Origin of the sequence: Rhodoblastus acidophilus (assembly GCF_025961575.1) — a bacterium.
Taxonomy (GTDB): domain Bacteria; phylum Pseudomonadota; class Alphaproteobacteria; order Rhizobiales; family Beijerinckiaceae; genus Rhodoblastus; species Rhodoblastus acidophilus_C.
The window spans coordinates 33,989-51,748 of the sequence record NZ_JAOQNX010000027.1; the positions used below are offsets into that span (position 1 = coordinate 33,989).

General features: G+C 64.3%; 13 protein-coding genes and 1 pseudogene. 11 read left to right on the forward strand and 3 right to left on the reverse strand.

Annotated features, from left to right (window positions below):
- Nucleotides 1–58 precede the first annotated feature (58 nt).
- From M2320_RS17720 to M2320_RS17745, 6 genes are all read left to right on the forward strand, one after another.
- Entirely contained in the window at nt 59–1,543 is a 1,485-nt protein-coding gene (locus M2320_RS17720; protein ID WP_264598414.1) for a methyl-accepting chemotaxis protein, read from the forward strand.
- Between the two features lie 236 nt (nt 1,544–1,779).
- Entirely contained in the window at nt 1,780–2,451 is a 672-nt protein-coding gene (locus tag M2320_RS17725; RefSeq protein WP_264598415.1) for a DUF1847 domain-containing protein, read from the forward strand.
- Between the two features lie 187 nt (nt 2,452–2,638).
- Complete coding sequence (locus M2320_RS17730; protein WP_264598416.1) at nt 2,639–3,685, forward strand: alpha/beta fold hydrolase; 1,047 nt, start codon at nt 2,639–2,641, stop codon at nt 3,683–3,685.
- 18 nt (nt 3,686–3,703) lie between these two features.
- Nucleotides 3,704–4,354, forward strand: coding sequence for a DUF938 domain-containing protein (locus tag M2320_RS17735; protein ID WP_184428734.1), 651 nt, complete (start codon nt 3,704–3,706; stop codon nt 4,352–4,354).
- 9 nt (nt 4,355–4,363) lie between these two features.
- Entirely contained in the window at nt 4,364–5,119 is a 756-nt protein-coding gene (locus M2320_RS17740; RefSeq protein WP_264598417.1) for an SDR family NAD(P)-dependent oxidoreductase, read from the forward strand.
- A gap of 20 nt (nt 5,120–5,139) precedes the next feature.
- A complete protein-coding gene (locus tag M2320_RS17745) occupies nt 5,140–5,460 on the forward strand; it encodes a YdhR family protein (RefSeq protein WP_264598418.1) in 321 nt (106 codons plus the stop codon).
- Between the two features lie 307 nt (nt 5,461–5,767).
- Here M2320_RS17745 and M2320_RS17750 read toward each other — a convergent pair whose 3' ends face one another.
- Complete coding sequence (locus M2320_RS17750; RefSeq protein WP_264598419.1) at nt 5,768–7,072, reverse strand: O-acetylhomoserine aminocarboxypropyltransferase/cysteine synthase family protein; 1,305 nt, start codon at nt 7,070–7,072, stop codon at nt 5,768–5,770.
- A gap of 664 nt (nt 7,073–7,736) precedes the next feature.
- Nucleotides 7,737–8,084: a DUF6665 family protein gene (locus tag M2320_RS17755; RefSeq protein ID WP_264598420.1), complete on the reverse strand. Its 348-nt coding sequence runs from the start codon at nt 8,082–8,084 to the stop codon at nt 7,737–7,739.
- 346 nt (nt 8,085–8,430) lie between these two features.
- Between M2320_RS17755 and M2320_RS17760 the strand changes: the two genes are divergently transcribed.
- Both M2320_RS17760 and M2320_RS17765 read left to right on the forward strand, forming a co-directional pair.
- Nucleotides 8,431–9,243: a uridine kinase gene (locus M2320_RS17760; protein WP_264598421.1), complete on the forward strand. Its 813-nt coding sequence runs from the start codon at nt 8,431–8,433 to the stop codon at nt 9,241–9,243.
- Nucleotides 9,244–9,254: 11 nt separating this feature from the next.
- Nucleotides 9,255–10,073: a molybdenum storage protein subunit alpha gene (locus M2320_RS17765; RefSeq protein ID WP_264598422.1), complete on the forward strand. Its 819-nt coding sequence runs from the start codon at nt 9,255–9,257 to the stop codon at nt 10,071–10,073.
- A 66-nt stretch (nt 10,074–10,139) separates the two neighbouring features.
- Here M2320_RS17765 and M2320_RS17770 read toward each other — a convergent pair whose 3' ends face one another.
- Complete coding sequence (locus tag M2320_RS17770; RefSeq protein ID WP_264598423.1) at nt 10,140–11,027, reverse strand: helix-turn-helix transcriptional regulator; 888 nt, start codon at nt 11,025–11,027, stop codon at nt 10,140–10,142.
- Nucleotides 11,028–11,108: 81 nt separating this feature from the next.
- On the opposite strand from M2320_RS17770, the pseudogene M2320_RS17775 reads away from it, so the two are divergent.
- From M2320_RS17775 to M2320_RS17785, 3 genes and pseudogenes are all read left to right on the forward strand, one after another.
- Nucleotides 11,109–11,204: pseudogene (locus M2320_RS17775) on the forward strand (IS5/IS1182 family transposase); the annotation flags it as partial.
- Between the two features lie 524 nt (nt 11,205–11,728).
- On the forward strand, nt 11,729–13,063 hold the full coding sequence (locus M2320_RS17780) for an autotransporter strand-loop-strand O-heptosyltransferase (RefSeq protein ID WP_264598424.1): 1,335 nt from the start codon (nt 11,729–11,731) through the stop codon (nt 13,061–13,063).
- 72 nt (nt 13,064–13,135) lie between these two features.
- Nucleotides 13,136–17,704: a beta strand repeat-containing protein gene (locus M2320_RS17785; protein WP_264598425.1), complete on the forward strand. Its 4,569-nt coding sequence runs from the start codon at nt 13,136–13,138 to the stop codon at nt 17,702–17,704.
- Nucleotides 17,705–17,760 lie beyond the last annotated feature (56 nt).

The window sequence follows — 17,760 nt, forward strand, 5'->3', positions numbered from 1 at the left end:
CCCTTCAGCAATTCAACTCAGAATTGCATTACAAAACAGATCGATAGGCCCCCTGCCCATGTTTTTCTCCGTGAGACCCGAGACTGCCAAAGCCGTGGATGCGCTTGCCGCCCTGGATCGCGCGCAGGCGATCATCCAGTTCGACATGGAGGGAACGATCCTCACCGCCAACGAGAATTTCTTGAAGCTGGTCGGCTACGCGCTGGGTGAGATCAAGGGGAAGAAGCACGCTATCTTCGTCGACGCCGGCGAGCGCGAGGGCGAGGCCTATAAGACATTCTGGACGGACCTGCGCGCCGGGACATATCGGCAATCCGAATTCAAGCGCATCGGCAAGGACGGCAAGGCGTTCTGGATCCAGGGCACCTATGCGCCGCTGATCGACCGGGCGGGCCGACCCTATGGCGTGATCAAATTCGCGGTCGACATCACCGCGCAGGTCTTGCGCAACGCCGACACCGGCGGCCAGCTTTGCGCCCTGCACAAGGCGCAGGCGGTGATCGAGTTCGACCTCGACGGCCGCATCCTCACCGCCAACGAGAATTTCCTGAAAACCATGGGCTATGCGCTCGCGGAAATTCAAGGCAAGCGCCACGAAATCTTCATCGATCCGCCCGAACGAGACTCGGCCGACTACCGCAAGTTCTGGGAGCGTCTGCGCAGCGGCGAATACCAGGCCGGGCAATTCCACCGCCTGGGCAAGGGCGGCCGCGAGGTCTGGATTCAGGGCGCGTATAATCCGATCTTCGACATGGAGGGCAAGCCCTACAAGGTGGTCAAATTCGCCACCGACATCACCGCGCAGGTCGCGCAACAGAAGCGCGACGAGATTCACAAGGCGATCGACGCCGATCTCGCACGCATCACGGAAGCGGTGTCGAGCGCCTCGCATGAGGCCGTGGAAGCCGCGGCGGCCTCCACGCAAGCGTCGAGCAACGTTCAGTCGGTCGCCGCCGGCGCCGAGGAGCTGTCCGCCTCCTTCCAGGAAATCGCGCGCCAGGTCGGCGAAGCCAACCAGATCACCCTCGCGGCGGCCGAACAGGCGCGCAAGACCACCGGCTTCGTCGCCGGATTGTCGAACGAGGCGCAGCGCATCGGCGACGTCGTGCGGCTGATCAACGACATTGCGACGCAGACCAATCTGCTCGCGCTGAACGCCACCATCGAGGCCGCGCGCGCGGGCGAGGCGGGCCGCGGCTTCGCCGTCGTCGCGGCGGAAGTCAAGACGCTCGCCACCCGCACCGCCAAGGCGACCGAGGAGATCGGGCAGACCGTCGCCTCGGTCCAGAACTCCACCGCCCAGGCCGCGCAGGCCATCGAGGCGATCGGCGCGACCTTTCAGAAAGTCGGCGAGATCAACGCGGCGGTCGCGCAAGCGGTCGAGGCGCAGTCCAGCGTCACCGCCGACATTTCGCAAAACATGCAGGTCGCGGCGGGCGGCGTCGAGGCCATCACCCATTCGATGAACCGAATCGCCGAAGCGACAACGAAAATCGACGAAGCCGCGCATAAGGTGCGGGCGATCTCCCAAGCGGCCGCCTGAAAACCGCCTGCGCGCAGATTTTCCGCGCAGGCGCTCGTGTCGCCCGCGAGCGCGAGGAGAGGACCAGGTCGCAACCGGCGCCGGCGCTCTGCCGTCGTTTTTAGTGGAATTTATTTTTTCTATAGACTAGATAAACATTATCGTGCGACGAGCGGCCGGAGGAAGCGCCGCCTCGCCGCGCTGGAGAAGGCTGGAGCGCCAGACATGAACGAACAGATCCGGACGCCGCGCCGCGCATGAGCAAGATCGAAAATCCCACCTGCTCCGAGTGCAAACAGCTCCATTGCTATCGCCACGACGCGCGCTACCCGAAACATTGCCTGACCACCGCGCTCGACGGCGCCGAGCGCGCGGAGCTGGCGGCGCGCTATGCCGGCGCCGATGCGGAGGATTCGCGCATCGCCCACGCCGCCGCCGAGGTCGAGGGCCTTTACTACGGCAAGATCAACCGGGTCGAGGAAACCGTCGCCTTCGCCCGGCGCATCGGCGCCGCGCGGATCGGCATCGCCACCTGCTTCGGCCTGATCGAGGAGACGCGCGTGCTGGTCAAGATCCTGCGCCTCGCGGGCTTCGAAACCTTCACCGCGCTGTGCAAGGTCGGCTCGATCGACAAGAGTGAAATGGGCATTCCCGAAGAGCTGAAGATCAAATGCGACAGCTATGAGGCCGGCTGCAACCCGATCCTCCAGGCGCGGCTGCTCAACCGCGAGAACACCGGCCTGAACATCATCATGGGCCTTTGCGTGGGCCACGATTCCCTGTTCATCAAACATTCCGAAGCCCCGGTCACGACGCTCGTGGTCAAGGATCGCGTGCTCGGCCACAATCCCGTGGCCGCGCTCTACACGGTGGGGTCCTACAGCGGCCGCCTGCTCGACAAGGAGCGTTTGACCAGCCTGTGCCCCTGATCGGCCATGGACGGGGCGTCGATGAACGCCCCGAGGGCTATTGTATTTCTGAAAAATATTTGCGCATTTGACCAATATATAATCACTAAATACGAATATTGCCGCAGCGGCAAAATCAAAAAAATATCCATCTCATTTACGGCAATTGGATCAGATGCTTACATCGAAGCTCTGCAAGGGGATTTCGATGTCTTCGTCTTACTACAGCCAGAACAATCATGGCCCGTTCGAGATTTTCGACGCCGGCGATTTCGATCTCGAGTCCGGCGGCAAGTTGCGTGGACTGAAACTCGCCTATGCGACCTTCGGCACGCTGAACGCGGACAAGTCCAACACCATCCTGTTTCCCACCTGGTATTCCGGCACGTCGAAAATCCTCGAACTCGCCTATGTCGGCCCCGGCCGCGCGCTCGATCCCGACAAATATTTCATCATCCTGGTCAACCAGATCGGCAACGGCCTGTCCTCATCGCCGAGCAACACGCCGGCGCCGTTCAACGCCGCCGCCTTCCCCGAAATCTCCATCGGCGACGATGTGCGCGCCCAGCACCGGCTGGTGACGAACCATTTCGGCATCGAGCGTCTGGCCCTGGTGCTCGGCGGCTCCATGGGCGCGCAGCAGAGTTTCGAATGGGCGGTGCGCTATCCCGACGCCGTCGCCCGCGTCGCCCCGATCGCCGGCACGGCGCGTGAGACCGCACACAACCGCCTGCTGGTGCAGACCTTCATCGAGGCGATCACCGGCGATCCCGCCTTCGACGGCGGCTGGTATGCGGAAGGCGCGGTCCATCGCGGCCTGCGCGCCCACGCCCGCGCCTTCGCCGCCTCGGGTTTTTCGCAAAAACTGTTCAACACGCGCGGCTGGGCGGGGCTCGGTTTCACCACGCCCGAGGATTTCGTCGCCGGTTTCGTCGAGAACCACTTTTTGCCGCAGGACCCCAACAATCTCCTGCTGCTGGCGCGCAAATGGCGCAACGGCGACGCCTCCCGCCACACGGGCGGCGATCTCGCGGCGGCGCTTGGCGCCATTAAGGCGAAGACGGCGATCATCGCCATCGATGAGGACGTGTTCTTCCCGCCCGACGACATCGAGGCCGAACAAAAACTCATCCCCGGCGCGGCGCTGAAGCGCGTGTCCTCGATCTGGGGCCATCTCGCTTTGTTCGGCGTCGATCCCGCCTGGAACGCCGCCGTGGATTCCATCCTCTCCCACCTGCTGGCGACGCCGGCCTGACCCCAAAGGAGCCTCCCCATGACCGAAGCCCCGCGTCCCCCGATCGATCCCTATCCCTTGAGCCCCTATGTCGCCTGGGCCGGCAACCGCAACAAGGAGCCAATCCTTGCGGCGTTGAAAACCCTGCTGCCGGAAAAGGGCGACGTGCTGGAGCTGGCCACCGGCGCCGGGCTGCACATCAATTATTTCGCGCCGCATTTCCCCAATCTGACCTTCCAGCCGTCGGACTATGACACGGATGTGTTCGCCAGCATCAAGGCCAAGCGCGCGCAAGCCGGCAACGCCAATGTGCTCGACCCCATCCGCATCGACCTCACCGATCCCGAGACCTTTCCGGACCCGGCGGAAAAGCGCTACGACGCCATTTTCGTCATCAACATCTTCCAGGTCGCGCCGGTGGCCATCAATGACGGCATCGCCCATCTCGGCAGCAAGGTTTTGAAGGACGGCGGCCTGATCGCCATCTACGGCCCGTTCAAGCGCGACGGCGCCTACACCACCGAATCCAACGCCGCCTTCGACAAGGAAATTCTGGCGGCGAAAGTGCCGGAATGGGGCCTGAAGGACATTCGCGATCTGGAAAAAGCCGCCGCGCCCCATGGCGTCAAGCTCGCCAACATCCTGGACCTGCCGGCCAACAATTTCGTCCTCGTCTTCAAGAAGGCCTGACGCCGGCGCATGGCGAAACAGACATCGCACAAGATCGCGCCGCCGCCGGTCGCGCTGGTGATCGGCGTCGGCCCGCGTCGCGGGCTGGGCGTCGCCCTGGCGCGGCGCTTCGCCTCGGAAGGCTTGAAAACGATCATCGTCGCGCGCAACGCAAAACGTCTCGCGCGGCATGAGGAGGCGCTGCGGGCCGAAGGGCTCGATGTCGTAGCCTTCACGGCCGACGCGACCGAGGATGGAGCGGTCGCGTCGGCCTTCGATTTCGCGCAAGCGCAGGGCCGGCTGTCGCTGGTGGTCTTCAACGTCGGCGCCAATCGCGCCGCCGCCGCGCGCGACACCTCGCCCGAAGATTTCGAGGGTCTATGGCGCCAGAACGCCTTCGCCGGCTTTCTGGTCGGGCGCGAGGCGGCATTGCGCCTTGCGGCGCTCGGCGGCGGCGCGCTGCTGTTCACCGGCGCCACCGCATCCTTGCGCGCGCGAACCCCCTTTCTCGCCTTCGCCTCGGCCAAGGCGGCCTTGCGCGCCGTCGCCCAGGCGCTGGCGCGCGAGTTCGCGCCCAAAGGGGTGCATGTCGCCCATGTCGTCATCGACGGCGTCATCGACGGCGACTATGCGAAGGCCAACTTCCCCGATTTCTATCAGGCGCGGGGCGCGAACGGGCGGCTGAAGCCCGAGGCGATCGCCGCCGCCTATTGGGGCCTTTACCAGCAGGAGCGCAGCGCCTGGACGCATGAACTGGACCTGCGCCCGTTCAACGAAATCTTTTGACCGCTCACGAGGAGAGCACGATGGCGAACCCGCATGTCTACGTCTACGCCGAATATCAGGTGTCCATTCCGTTCGACAAAATCGACTGGGCGCCGATCAATGTCGAAATGAAGAAATTTCCCGGCCTGCTGTCGAAAACCTGGCTGTCCGGCGTCAACACCCACAGCGTCGGCGGTTTTTACGCCTTCGACACGCTGGAGAATGCGCAAGGTTACATCGACGGTCTGCTCACCCCCTTCGCCCGGCAGGTCAACGGCAATCTGTCGGTGAAGCTGTTCGACGCCGACGCCACGGCGCAGGCGAGCATCGGCATGGACTCGCCCTTCTTCGAGCGGACATGACCTGAAAAAAACTCAGCCCTGCCCATCGAGCCTGTGGGCGAGCACGTCGGCGCGATACACTGGGATCGCGCCGTTGTCGCAACTGAGCACGCCCTGGTCGCTCAAGCGCTTGCCGTAAAAAACCCAACGCTATCCTTCGTCGCGGACGCTGGCTCAAACCTCGCCGGTTGAAACTGGACCGGGCCGGACCGCATGGCGGCATGATCACGCAAGCTGGACGAACTGGCGAAACAGCTTCTCGCCATTTGAAAAAAAGCGCGCGGGATCCGGTCGGACTCCGCGCGCCAAAAATTTGGCCATCAAAAACTTATTCGGCGGCGGCGCGGAAGCGGGCAGCTTCAAAACCGCGCTCGAGATCCTCGAGAATGTCGTCGATATGTTCCAGACCCACGGACAGGCGCACATAGCCGTCGGACACGCCGGTCGAAAGCTGGTCCTCCGGCGACAGCTGCGAATGGGTGGTCGAGGCCGGATGGATGGCGAGGCTGCGGGCGTCGCCGATATTGGCGACGTGATAGAACAGTTCGAGCCCGTCGATGAAGCGGCGTCCCGCCTCGCGACCGCCGGCGAGTTCGAAGCCGACCAGACCGCCAAAACCGCCGGTCAGGTATTTTTCGGCCCGCGCCCGCGCCTCGCCGGTTTGTTGCGACGGATGGATCACCTTGATCACCTGCGGGCGCTTTGACAAAAATTCGGCCACGGCCTGGGCGTTGCGCACATGGCGCTCGATGCGCAGCGGCAGGGTTTCCAGACCCTGGATCAGCAGGAAGGCGTTGAACGGCGACAAGGCGGAGCCAAGGTCGCGCAGCAGCGTCGTGCGCGCCTTGATGATATAGGCGACGGGGCCGATCGGCTTCACCGCCTGGGTCCAGACCGCGCCATGGTAGGACGGGTCGGGCGTGTTCAGCGCCGGCTGGCGCTCCGCGAATTTTTCCCAATCGAAATTGCCGCCGTCGACGATCAGGCCGCCGATCGAATTGCCGTGACCGCCCAGATATTTGGTGGCGGAATAGACCACCACGGCCGCGCCATGGTCGAACGGACGCGCGATCAGCGGCGCGGCGGTGTTGTCGACAATCAGCGGAATGCCGAATTCGCGACCGATCGCCGCGACCTCGGCGATGGGGAAAGCGATCAGCTTCGGGTTCGGCAGGGTTTCGGCATAATAGGCGCGGGTGCGGTCGTCGGTGGCGCGCCGGAAGTTTTCGGGGTCGGAGGGATCGACGAAGCGGACTTCGATGCCCTGGTCCTTCAGCGTGTTGGCGAACAGGTTCCAGGTGCCGCCATAGAGATCGGTGGAGGAGACGACATTGTCGCCGGCGCGCGCCAGATTTTGCAGGGCGAAGGCCGAGGCCGCCTGTCCCGACGACAGGGCCAGCGCGGCGACGCCGCCCTCCAGCGCCGCGACGCGTTTTTCAAGAACGTCATTGGTCGGATTGGTGATGCGCGTATAGATGTTGCCGAGCTCTTTCAGCGCGAACAGATTGGCCGCGTGCTCCGTGTTGTGGAACTGATAGGAGGTCGTCTGGTGGATTGGCACGGCGACCGAGCCGGTGGTGGGATCGGCGCGCCAACCGGCGTGCAGCGCGAGAGTTTCAGACTTTAGAGCCACAGCATCTTCCTTTGCTTCGTCATTTTGGATCGGGGATTCACTTTGCGGATCGGGCGCCGCAAGAGACGCGGCCGGCGTTTCCTCAGGAGCGGCCGGAGGCGGCGCGACCTCGGCGATGGGGACGGGCGTTTCATCATTGGCCGGGACCGGAGGCGCCGCCGGGACTGGCGCAAGGGCCTCGACGACGACCGAGGCGGGCGCCGCCACAACAGGCGCAACGGGCTCAATGCTGGCCAAAACCGGGACCCGCTCAACCGCCGGCGCCGTCGTCGCAGGGGTCGCCGGTGTCGCAGGTGTCGCAAGTGTCGGCTCGGAGCTGGCTGGCGCCTCGGTCGCGGGCTCACCGAGCCCGCCCGCGAACAGAGATTTGAGATGAGCGACGAACCTGGCCCATGGCGAGGGCGAAACGTCTGGTGATAGCCTGCCCGCGTCGCTCATACTTCTCTCTCCAGCGCTCAAATTCGGCTTGAATCCGGATATCGCCCCTTCGGCAGATTGTACATATTATCTATCGACAAGGTATTATTATATCGCGCCGGCGTCAACGGATGCTTTTTGCGAAGATCGGGGCAAAACGTGGATTTTCCTGCCGCGCGTCGTCAGCCAAGCAGCGCGAACGGGTCAAATGGCGGGGTATCTGTGAACGCGGGCGTTCGGGCTCGGCTCACTCGGCGTCCCGCGCCGGCGCGTTGTGGGACGCTCCCATGCAGTGCTGGACCTCGCGGGGGACGTCGTAGTCGCGCATGAGCGCGCGGCTGTCGCGCAGCCCGCACGCCTCCCGTTGCACCACAAGCATCCAAAGGGCCTTGCCCGCCTCCGTCACCAGGATGCGCCGCTCTGGCTGAGAGGAGGCCGCACCCGCGCGCGGATGGGCGGCGTCGAAGGCGCGCAGTCGGGCGAGCGCCTGTTCCAGCGCGCGTCCCATCCGTCCGAGCGCAACGGCCTTCTCCTGGGCGATCTCATAGCCGAGAGCGTCGAGAGGAGCGCGATCAAGGCGAAAATCACGAGGCATGGGTCAAGTGTAGCGCCGCGCGGGTCTCGCGCGCAATGCGGGCTTCACCCCGAAGGGCCCGCCCCCGGCGAATAGGCCGTGCGCCAGGGCGCGGTCGACCGTGCAGCCGGATTCCGGGGCAGGAAAATAATGGCTGGAGGCTCAACGCCAGACCATGGCGCGCCTGCGGCGGGTGCGCGAGTCGACGAACGTGAACTGCCGGAACGACCTCTTCCACGTCATTCGTCGTTCTTTTCGCGCACCCGAAAAAAATGCATGAATTTCGCGAATTGAGGGCAACCACCTCAAGCTGTACCAATCTGCGCAGCCCAAGCGACTTGAACGAAACAGATTGAAAGGCGCAACAATGAGCAACACCACCTCGGAGCTCGAAACGCTCCTGATGCAGCGGTCGCTGACCGACGCCGAACTGCTCGCCGCGGCTGGCGCCGCCTCGAATTTCCGCATCCTGCCCGACGCCACCGTGATAAAAATCGGCGGACAGAGCGTGATCGACCGGGGCCGCGCCGCGGTCTATCCGCTGGTCGACGAAATCGTTTCCGTAAGGAAAAACCACAAGCTGCTGATCGGCACCGGCGCCGGCACCCGCGCCCGCCATCTCTATTCCATCGCGGCCGGCCTGAACCTGCCGGCGGGCGTGCTGTCGCAGCTCGGCTCCTCGGTCGCCGACCAGAATGCCGCCATGCTCGGCCAGCTCCTCGCCAAGCACGGCATCACCGTGGTCTCGGGCGCGGGCCTTTCGGCCCTGCCGCTGTCGCTGGCCGAGGTCAACGCCGTCGTGTTCAGCGGCATGCCGCCCTATAAACTGTGGATGCGCCCGGCCGCCGAGGGGGTCATTCCGCCCTACCGCACCGACGCCGGCTGCTATCTGCTGGCCGAACAATTCGGCTGCAAGCAGATGATTTTCGTCAAGGACGAGAACGGCCTCTACACCGGCAATCCCAAGACCGACAAGACCGCGACCTTCATTCCGAAAATCTCGGTGGACGAGATGAAGGCCAAGGGCCTGCACGATTCCATCCTGGAATTCCCCGTGCTCGACCTCATCCAGCAGGCAATCCATGTGCGCGAGGTCCAGGTGATCAACGGCCTCGTCCCCGGCAATCTTTCGCGCGCCCTTGCCGGCGAGCATGTCGGCACCATCATCACCGCGAATTGAGAGACACGACCATGACCGAAGCCAAGCACGTCTCCTCGCCGCTCGCGCGCCAGACCCTTCAGGACGCCAGCCTGACCCGCCCCGTCGCCGGGGTGCTCCCGATACGCCTGCTGCCGTGGCTGCAGGTGGTCAAGATCGGCGGCCGCATCATGGATCGCGGCGCAAGCGCGATCCTGCCGCTGGTCGAGGAGATCAGAAAACTGCTGCCGGAGCACCGGCTGCTGATCCTGACCGGCGCGGGAGTGCGCGCCCGCCACCTCTACAGCGTCGGCCTCGATCTCGGCCTGCCCGTGGGCTCGCTGGCGCCGCTCGCGGCGAGCGAAGCCGGCCAGAACGGCCATATCCTGGCCTCGATGCTGGCGCCGGAGGGCGTGTCCTATATTGAGCATCCGACCATCGCCAACCAGCTGGCGATTCATCTGGCCGCCGCGCGCGGCGTGGTCGGCAGCGCCTTCCCGCCCTACCACCACCACGAGTTCCCGAACTCGCGCATCCCGACGCACCGCGCCGACACCGGCGCCTTCCTGGTCGCCGACGCGCTCGGCGCCGCCGGCCTCACCATTGTCGAGGATGTTGACGGCGTTTTTGACGCCGACCCGAACGGGTCGGATGGCGCCAAGGCCAAGCTGCTCAAGGATGTGAGCTACGCCGAACTGGCCAAGACGTCGGGCACGCTGCCCGTCGATCGCGCCATGCTGGACGTGATGGCGACGGCGCGCAACCTCGACCGGGTGCAAGTGGTGAACGGACTGGTTCCAGGCCGTCTGACCTCCGCGCTGCGCGGCGACCACGTCGGCACCATCGTCCGCACCGCCGCGCGCCCGGCCTGAAGCCGATTTTTTTTCACGAGAGAGCCCATGCGGAAACTTCCGCATGGGTTTGTGGCGTCTGCGGAGTCAGGCGCCGTTGAAATGCACGGTGCCCAGGGCCGAGACGTCATAGCCGCCGAGGGCATTGGCCCGGGCGAGGAACCGATCCGAACGGCACAGGGCGATCAGCTTCTGGAACGGCGGGTCGAAATAGGCTTTGCGACAGACCAGCAGGTCGAAACGTTCCTCGATCAGTGGAACGAAATCGAGCTGAAACTGCCGCGCCGCCGATTCTATGCCAAGGCCGACATCGGCGTTGCCCTGCGCCAGGCTCATGGCCAAATCCATTTCAGACCGCTCGACCGCAGCGATTGTGTGCAGGTCGGCGCGCGTCATTTTTTCGGCGGCGAGCAACCGGTCCAGCACCAACTCGCTGCCCGAGGCCGCCTGCCGCGCCTGAAATTTCAAGCCCCGAACGCTCCTGAGATTTTTCGGTCGATTTAAAAGACCAGGCCGCAGAATCAGGCCGCGCCGCCGCCGCGCCCATTCGATCAGCACCCAGGATTTTTGCGCGAATTTCGCTTGGACCGTTGCGACATTCCAGCCGCCCTCCTCCGGGATGTGCAGCCCGGCGACCACGCATTGATCCGCTTCCGCACGTTTCAGCCCGTCGAGCGCGCCGTCGAGGAAACCGGCGATCCCGGAGCCTGATTCGCGCAAGGCCCACTCAAGCAGGGGATCGTGGCCGCCGACGGCGACCAGCGGACGCTCAACTTCGGACGCGGACGGCGGGACGGCTGGACTTGCGACCAACGTGTTGGCGTCGAGCCATTGTCCGATCTCCTCGCGGGGAAACAACAACTTCCCGGTGACGCGCCGCACGGGTATCTCGCCGGAAGCGGCGAGGTCGTAAACCTTTCGCTCCTTGACGCGCAGGAGGGCGGCCAATTCGCGGGTGGTGTAGAATTCGGACATTCAGCTCTCGCAACTTGGACGCGCATGCTGCGGAGAAAATGACACGAAACACCACAGAACGCACCATGCCCAAGCTTCCGGATGCATCGAGATCAGTTCTGGCTCACGGACGAGCAGTTTTCCAAGATCCAACCTCATCTTCCGACCGACACGCGCGGCAAGGAGCGGGTTGATGATTGGCCTCGATGGCGGCGGCGATTTCACGCGCCGCCGCCATGGCGCCGTGCAAGGCGACTTTTTCCAGAAGCCTACGTACGGTCGGCGTCGTGATGCTCACCGCTCCGATGAAGCGACTTGAACTTGTTGCATGGACCGCCTCGTTCCACGCGCGAAGCAGCCCTTGCTCAGGGTAGCGTCGTAGCCGACTGTTTCAGTTCGTATGGCCAGGCCGCTTAATTGGCATTGGGCCTCCGCCCCAACGGTTCAGGACGCGCCTCGCGCCTGCGACCCCGGCTCAATCGCCGTCGCCGCCGAGAGCCTGGGCGTCGCCCGCTCGATCTCGCGCGACTTTTTCAAAAACCGAAGGAGCTCTTGCTGGCCTTGCTCGGCAAGATGGGCCGCCAGCGCTCGGACTCTCGGAAATTTCCCTCTTTGGTCTCATTCAAATGCACGACGCCGGCCGGCGTCGGCGGCTTTACCTTGGCTAACATACGTCAAGCGGCGGCGGCGCGCGCCGCTCAAGAAATTTGAGGACTCCGTTTATGGACAGCGCTTATTGCGACGCCATCGCCAATGCCGAATCCCTTTTGCTTGCCGATTCCCTGGCGCAGGCCGCACCCGCCGCGCCCGTCACCGCCCCGGGATCGGCCGCGCCGCCCCCAGCGCGCGCGCCGGAGGAAAACGGCTCCTGGTTCCCGAAGCCCCCGGACGTCCCCACGCAGGCCGGACCCTCTGGCATCCGCTTCGATTTCAACGACGGCTGCCGCGTCGTCGCCCCGGTCGGTCCGGAGGTCTGGCGCATAAGACTGTTCGACCTCGACGCCGGCAACATATTGTTTCAGACCACGCCGGATTTTCGCGGCGGCGGCGTGATGAGCGCCAAAAAATATTTCGTCCGCTTCCGCATCGAGGCGTGGAAGGACGAAAAACGTGTCTTCGCCCATGATTTCGACGCCACGAACCGCGACGTGCTGATCGTTTTTCCAGTCGGCACGCTGGGCGACAGCGTCGCGTGGATTTCTTACGCCGTCCGCTTCGCCGAGGCGCACAAGTGCAGGCTGACCATCGCCATGGCCGAGCGGCTGATCCCGCTGTTCGCCGGCGCCTATCCGCACATCCGTTTTGTCGACACCAAAGCGGTGATGCCGGACGAATTTTACGCCACCTACCGCGTCGGCCTGTTTTTTGACGATGTCGCGCGCATATACCAGCCCGTGGATTTCCGCCATGTCGGGCTGCACAAGACCGCCGCCCACATTCTGGGGCTCGATCCCGCCGAGGCGCCGCCCGAACTGGCGGTGGAGGACAAGGGCAGGCCCATCGCCGACAAATACGTCTGCATCGCCACCCAGGCGACCTCGCAGTGCAAGCACTGGAACAATCCGTTCGGCTGGCGCGAGATCATCAATTTGCTCAAGAACGCTGGCTATCGCGTCGTCTGCATCGACCAGAAACCGGTGACCGGCGCGGGCATCGTCTGGAACCATGTGCCCGCGGGCGCCGAGGACATGACGGGGCAGCTCTCGCTCGAAGATTGCGTGCGCTGGCTGCGCCACGCCGAGTTTTTCGTCGGCCTGTCGAGCGGCCTGTCCTGGGTGGCCTGGGCGGCGGGGGCCAAGGTGGTCATGGTCAGCGGATTCACGCTGCCGAGCACCGAATTCGCCACGCCATTTCGCGTCATCAACTATCACGCCTGCGTCGGTTGCTGGGAAGACCCGACGCTGCGCTTCGACCACAAGGATTTTCTGTGGTGCCCCCGCCACGCGGGCACGCCGCGCCAGTTCGAATGCACCGCGCTGATCACCGCCGAACAGGTAAAGCAGGCGATCAGGCGGATTCCGGGATTTTTGGAGGCGCCCGCGTCTGCGGGGCGATGAGCAAGGCGTCGCGTTCGCGCGGCGAGATCGAGATGATGAAATTTTTCTAACAACTTATTGGGGAGCGAAACGATGACTGGCACGCTCAACACCACGCAATATCTGGGTTCCGGCCCCGGCAAGATCAGAACCGACAGCCAGACCGACATCGTGGCGGGCGGCGTTCAGTACGTCGGCTATTTCTACGGAAGTGGAAGCGCGACGAGCACCACGGTCGACAGCGGCGGCTATCAGATCGTCGGCGATAATCTTGGAACCGGAACGACCACTGCGACATCGATCAACAGCGGCGGCTTCCAGATCGTTGGCCGGAATTCGGGGAGCGGGTATGCGGACTCCACAAGCATCGGCGCTTATGGCGAACAGGATGTCGGCGTCAGCGGCGGCACAGGCACAGTGTTCCGAACGACAATTGCCTATGGCGGCTATCAGGAAGTCGGCTATCTCGGCGGAACCGGTGACGCGACCTCCACAATCATAAAAGGCGGTGAACAATTCGTCGGCGACTTCGGCGGGATCGGCTCGGCGTTCGATACAACCGTATCAAGCGGCGGATACCAATACGTTGGCGTTTACCATGGAACCGGCAGCGCGACAGGCACGAAAATCCTGGCCGGCGGCGTGCAATATGTCGGCTTTTTCTCCGGGACCGGTTCGGCAACCAACACTACGGTCAGCGGCGGCTATCCACCATCCAACTTCGGCGGCGGCGTGGGGCAACTTGCTGTATCATATCAATATGTCGGCGTCAGTGGCGGGACTGGCTCGGTCACGAATACGACGATTGGCGCGTACGCGTTTCAAGAGGTCGGCGTCAGCTACGGGACTGGCGCAGCGACGAACACGACGATCAAGAACGGAGGTGTTCAGGACGTCGGCTTTCTCCATGGGAGCGGTTCGGCGACAGACACCATGATCAGCGGCGGCGGCTATCAATGGGTTGGCAACGCCTACGGGAGCGGCGCTGCGACCGAAACGACGATCGAGAGCGGATATCAATATGTCGGCTGTGGATACGGGACGGGCTCCGCGACCAGCACGACGATTCTAAGCGGCGGAATGCAGTTTGTCGGCTATCAATCCGGGACGGGCTTCGCGACCGGCACTACGATCAGTAGCGGTGGCTTGCAATACGTCGGCTATTCGGGGACCGGAACGGCGACCGACACGACGATTCTCAGCGGCGGCCTTCAATATGTCGGTTGGACCGAAGGAACCGCTTCGGCGACCGACACGACCGTAAACAGCGGCGGCGCGCAGTATATCGGCAGCCTTTTTGGTTCCGCCGCGGCGAATTCGACAACGGTGGACGGCCTTCAATATGTCGGCTGCTGGCTGGGGAGCGGAACGGCGACCAGCACCACGATCGACGGGGGCGGCACGCAGTATGTCGGCTGCTACGGTTCTGGCGCCGCGGATTCGACGACCGTCGGAAGCGACGGTTTTCAATATGTCGGCTATTCCTCGGGAACAGGAACGGCGACCAACACGACGGTCGAGAGCGGCGGGCGCCAGTACGTCGGGTTCTCCTCTGCGACGGGTTCGGCGAGCGGCACGGTGGTTTCGGGCGTGCAGATGGTCGGCTTCGACCACGGGACCGCGACGGCGACCGACACGACCGTCCTGAGCGGCGCCGCCCAATGGGTCGGTGAAACCTATGCAAGCGCGACGGCGACCAGCACGACGGTCAACAGCGGAGGCGCGCAGTATGTCGGCGCCTACGCAAACGGCGCGGGAACCGCCTCCAACACGACGGTCGGCGGCGTTCAAATCGTCGGCTACTACGGGGGGAGCGGCCTGGCGGTTAGCACAACCGTCATCAGCGGGGGCGTGCAGCGTGTGGGCGTCTCCATGGGAAGGGGAGCGGCGACCAGCACCGCGATCCTGAGCGGCGGCCTGCAAGTGGTCGCCGGCAACAGCGGAACAGGCACGGCGACGCACACGCTGATCAGCGGCGGCGAGCAGGACGTCAATTTCGGCGGAACGGCGGTCGACAGCCTCATTTTCAGCGGCGGCGTCGAGCATGTGTTCGGCGGCGCCATCAGCGGGGCGGTGATCGACGGCGGCACGCTGCAAATCGAAAATGGCGCAACCGTTTACGGCCCCGTCGCCTTCGCCGCCACCGCCCATTGGGGAACGCTCGACCTCACCGCCCTGGGCGCGGCGGGTTTTGGCGCCGACATTGCCGGTTTCGCAGGCGCCGGCGGCGCCTCCAGCGACATCATCAAGGTGGCGGGAACCGGCCGCCAGGTCGCCTGGACCCAGAACGGCGCCACTGGCGCGCTCGCGATCGAGGATGGCGGCGGCGCCGTCCTCTACTCCCTGACGCTCGACGGAACCTATAGCACGTCCATGTTCACGGTTACCGACGTGCAGGGCGACGAACAGATCACCGTCAACACGCAACTGGTCGTCACCGGCGTTTCGGCTTCGACGCCCAATCTCGTCGCCGGCGTCGGCGCGACGATCCAATTGGTTTTGACGTTCAGCGCGGGTGTTTCCATCACGGGCGGCGTTCCCTCGCTCAATCTGAGCAATGGCGGCGTCGCTGTTTACGACGCCGCGGCGACCGCCGCACGCGGAGCCGCGAACCAACTCGTGTTCACCTATGTCGTCGGAACCGGCCAGGCTACATCCGGCCTCGCGGTCGCCAGCATCGCGCCGAACAACGCCCAGGTGACGGACGCGATTGGCCATGTGGCGGATTTCAGCGGCGCGCTCACCCAGGCGCTCGCCACGGTCACCATCCAGGACGGCGCGGGGCTCGTGATCAGCAATGCCCAGGCTCTTGCGGCCGAGGCGGGACAGCTCGTTCTCTCGCCCGGCGCGAGCGGCGTCATCCTGGCGGACGCCGCAACAACGATAGGCGGCTTGTCGGCTTCCGCCATCGCCCGTCTCGGGTCAATTGGCGTCACGCAAATTCAGGTGACGGACACGACCCTATCGCTGTCCACGCCACAAAAGGCGGCGCTCGGAAAGGCGGGGATCACGCTGGAGCAGCCCTACGGCGCCAGCGGCGTTTCGCTCTCGACCTTCTACGCCAGCGGCGTGACGCATGAGATCCAATATCTTGGCATTGCGGGAAAGCCCTATGTGAGCGCCGACATTGTCTACGGCTCCAACGGCAAGCCGGTGAGCGAAACCTGGCTGCGCGCCGACGGCTCGACCTGGCAGACCGAAACCTGGAACAGCGACGGCTCCGCCACGGTCCACAACACAACGCCCGGTTCGGCCTTCGGCGCCGCCTACGCCTTTTACGACGTGACCTATAACGCCAAGGGCAAGCCGGTGAGCGAAAGCTGGTCGAACGGCGCCACGGAGACCTGGAGCTACGACCCCACAACCAGCGCGCTCACCGAAATTGTCATCGCCGGGATCACCAACCCCAATTATGTCAAGACCGACACGCTTTACGCCAACGGCAAGCCGACGAGCGAGACCTGGCTGCGCGCCAACGGCTCGACCTTGCAAACCGAAACCTGGAACGGCGACGGCTCCGCCGCGATCCACAACACAACGTCCGGTTCGGCCTTCGGCGCCGCCTACGCCTCTTATGACGTGACCTATAACGCCAAGGGCAAGCCGGTGAGCGAAAGCTGGTCGAACGGCGCCACGGAGGCCTGGAGCTACGACCCCGCAACCGGCGCCCTCACCGAAATTGTCATCGCCGGGATCACCAACCCCAATTATGTCGAGACCGACACGCTTTACGCCAACGCCAAGCCCGCGACCGAGACCTGGCTTCGCGCCGACGGCTCGACCTTGCAGACCGAAACCTGGAACAGCGACGGCTCCACCACGATCCACAACACAACGCCCGGTTCGGCCTTCGGCGCCGCCTACGCCTTTTACGACGTGACCTACGCCGCCTCGGGCAAGCCAGCGAGCAAGAGTTGGTCCAACGGCGCGACGCAAAGCTGGAGTTATGATCCCGCAACCGGCGCGTTGACCGAGGTCGTCGTCGCCGGAATCACCAACCCCAATTACGTCAAGACCGACACGCGCTATGGCGCCGATGGCAAGCCGGTGAGTGAAACGTGGCTGCGGAGCAACGGGTCGACCTGGCAGACCGAAGCATGGCACAGCGACGGCAGCTATGACGTCGCCCAATTTGGGCTCACCGGCAAGAGCTATGTCTCCACCGAAACAATCTACGATTCGTCAGGCGTGAAAGTCGCCTTGGCCACGGACAACCTCAACGGGACCGGGGCGCTGACGCTTTACGGTTCGGGCGAATTGGTTTCGCTGGGCGCCGGGCAGTTGAGCGTCACCGTCGGCGCGGACGCCTTTGGGTTGAACGCCCATGCGAGCGAAACCATCGTCGCCGCCGCATCCACGGCGGATACGTTCCTGTTTTCCCCGGCCCCTCCAGGCAATACGCCCTGGAGCGCCACGCTGTCGGGCTTTCTCGTGAGCGGGCCGTTGAAGGACAAGCTGCAGTTTGCCGCCTCCGCTTTCGGCGCGGGCCTGACCGCAGCGAACCAGGCGGCCGACTGGCAAGCGCTGATCGGAGCCATGACGCAAAATGCGGCGGGATCGGCTGTCATTACCGACATTTACGGCGACGCGCTGACCATTGCGGGCGTGAGCAAGGCGACGCTTTCGGCAGCGGTCAACGCGGGCGATTTCAAGTTCGTGTAAGCAGGGCGCCGGGCGCGCGGGGTTTAAGACGCGCGCGCCCACAACGACAATCCGCC

What these genes read in the sequence shown, in the direction of transcription:
- M2320_RS17760 (WP_264598421.1), top strand. Translation starts at nt 8,431, where the DNA reads ATGAGCAACACCACCTCGGAGCTCGAAACGCTCCTGATGCAGCGGTCG.
- M2320_RS17730 (WP_264598416.1), top strand. Translation starts at nt 2,639, where the DNA reads ATGTCTTCGTCTTACTACAGCCAGAACAATCATGGCCCGTTCGAGATT.
- M2320_RS17770 (WP_264598423.1), bottom strand. Translation starts at nt 11,027, where the DNA reads ATGTCCGAATTCTACACCACCCGCGAATTGGCCGCCCTCCTGCGCGTC.
- M2320_RS17720 (WP_264598414.1), top strand. Translation starts at nt 59, where the DNA reads ATGTTTTTCTCCGTGAGACCCGAGACTGCCAAAGCCGTGGATGCGCTT.
- M2320_RS17765 (WP_264598422.1), top strand. Translation starts at nt 9,255, where the DNA reads ATGACCGAAGCCAAGCACGTCTCCTCGCCGCTCGCGCGCCAGACCCTT.
- M2320_RS17745 (WP_264598418.1), top strand. Translation starts at nt 5,140, where the DNA reads ATGGCGAACCCGCATGTCTACGTCTACGCCGAATATCAGGTGTCCATT.
- M2320_RS17735 (WP_184428734.1), top strand. Translation starts at nt 3,704, where the DNA reads ATGACCGAAGCCCCGCGTCCCCCGATCGATCCCTATCCCTTGAGCCCC.
- M2320_RS17740 (WP_264598417.1), top strand. Translation starts at nt 4,364, where the DNA reads ATGGCGAAACAGACATCGCACAAGATCGCGCCGCCGCCGGTCGCGCTG.
- M2320_RS17780 (WP_264598424.1), top strand. Translation starts at nt 11,729, where the DNA reads ATGGACAGCGCTTATTGCGACGCCATCGCCAATGCCGAATCCCTTTTG.
- M2320_RS17785 (WP_264598425.1), top strand. Translation starts at nt 13,136, where the DNA reads ATGACTGGCACGCTCAACACCACGCAATATCTGGGTTCCGGCCCCGGC.
- M2320_RS17755 (WP_264598420.1), bottom strand. Translation starts at nt 8,084, where the DNA reads ATGCCTCGTGATTTTCGCCTTGATCGCGCTCCTCTCGACGCTCTCGGC.
- M2320_RS17725 (WP_264598415.1), top strand. Translation starts at nt 1,780, where the DNA reads ATGAGCAAGATCGAAAATCCCACCTGCTCCGAGTGCAAACAGCTCCAT.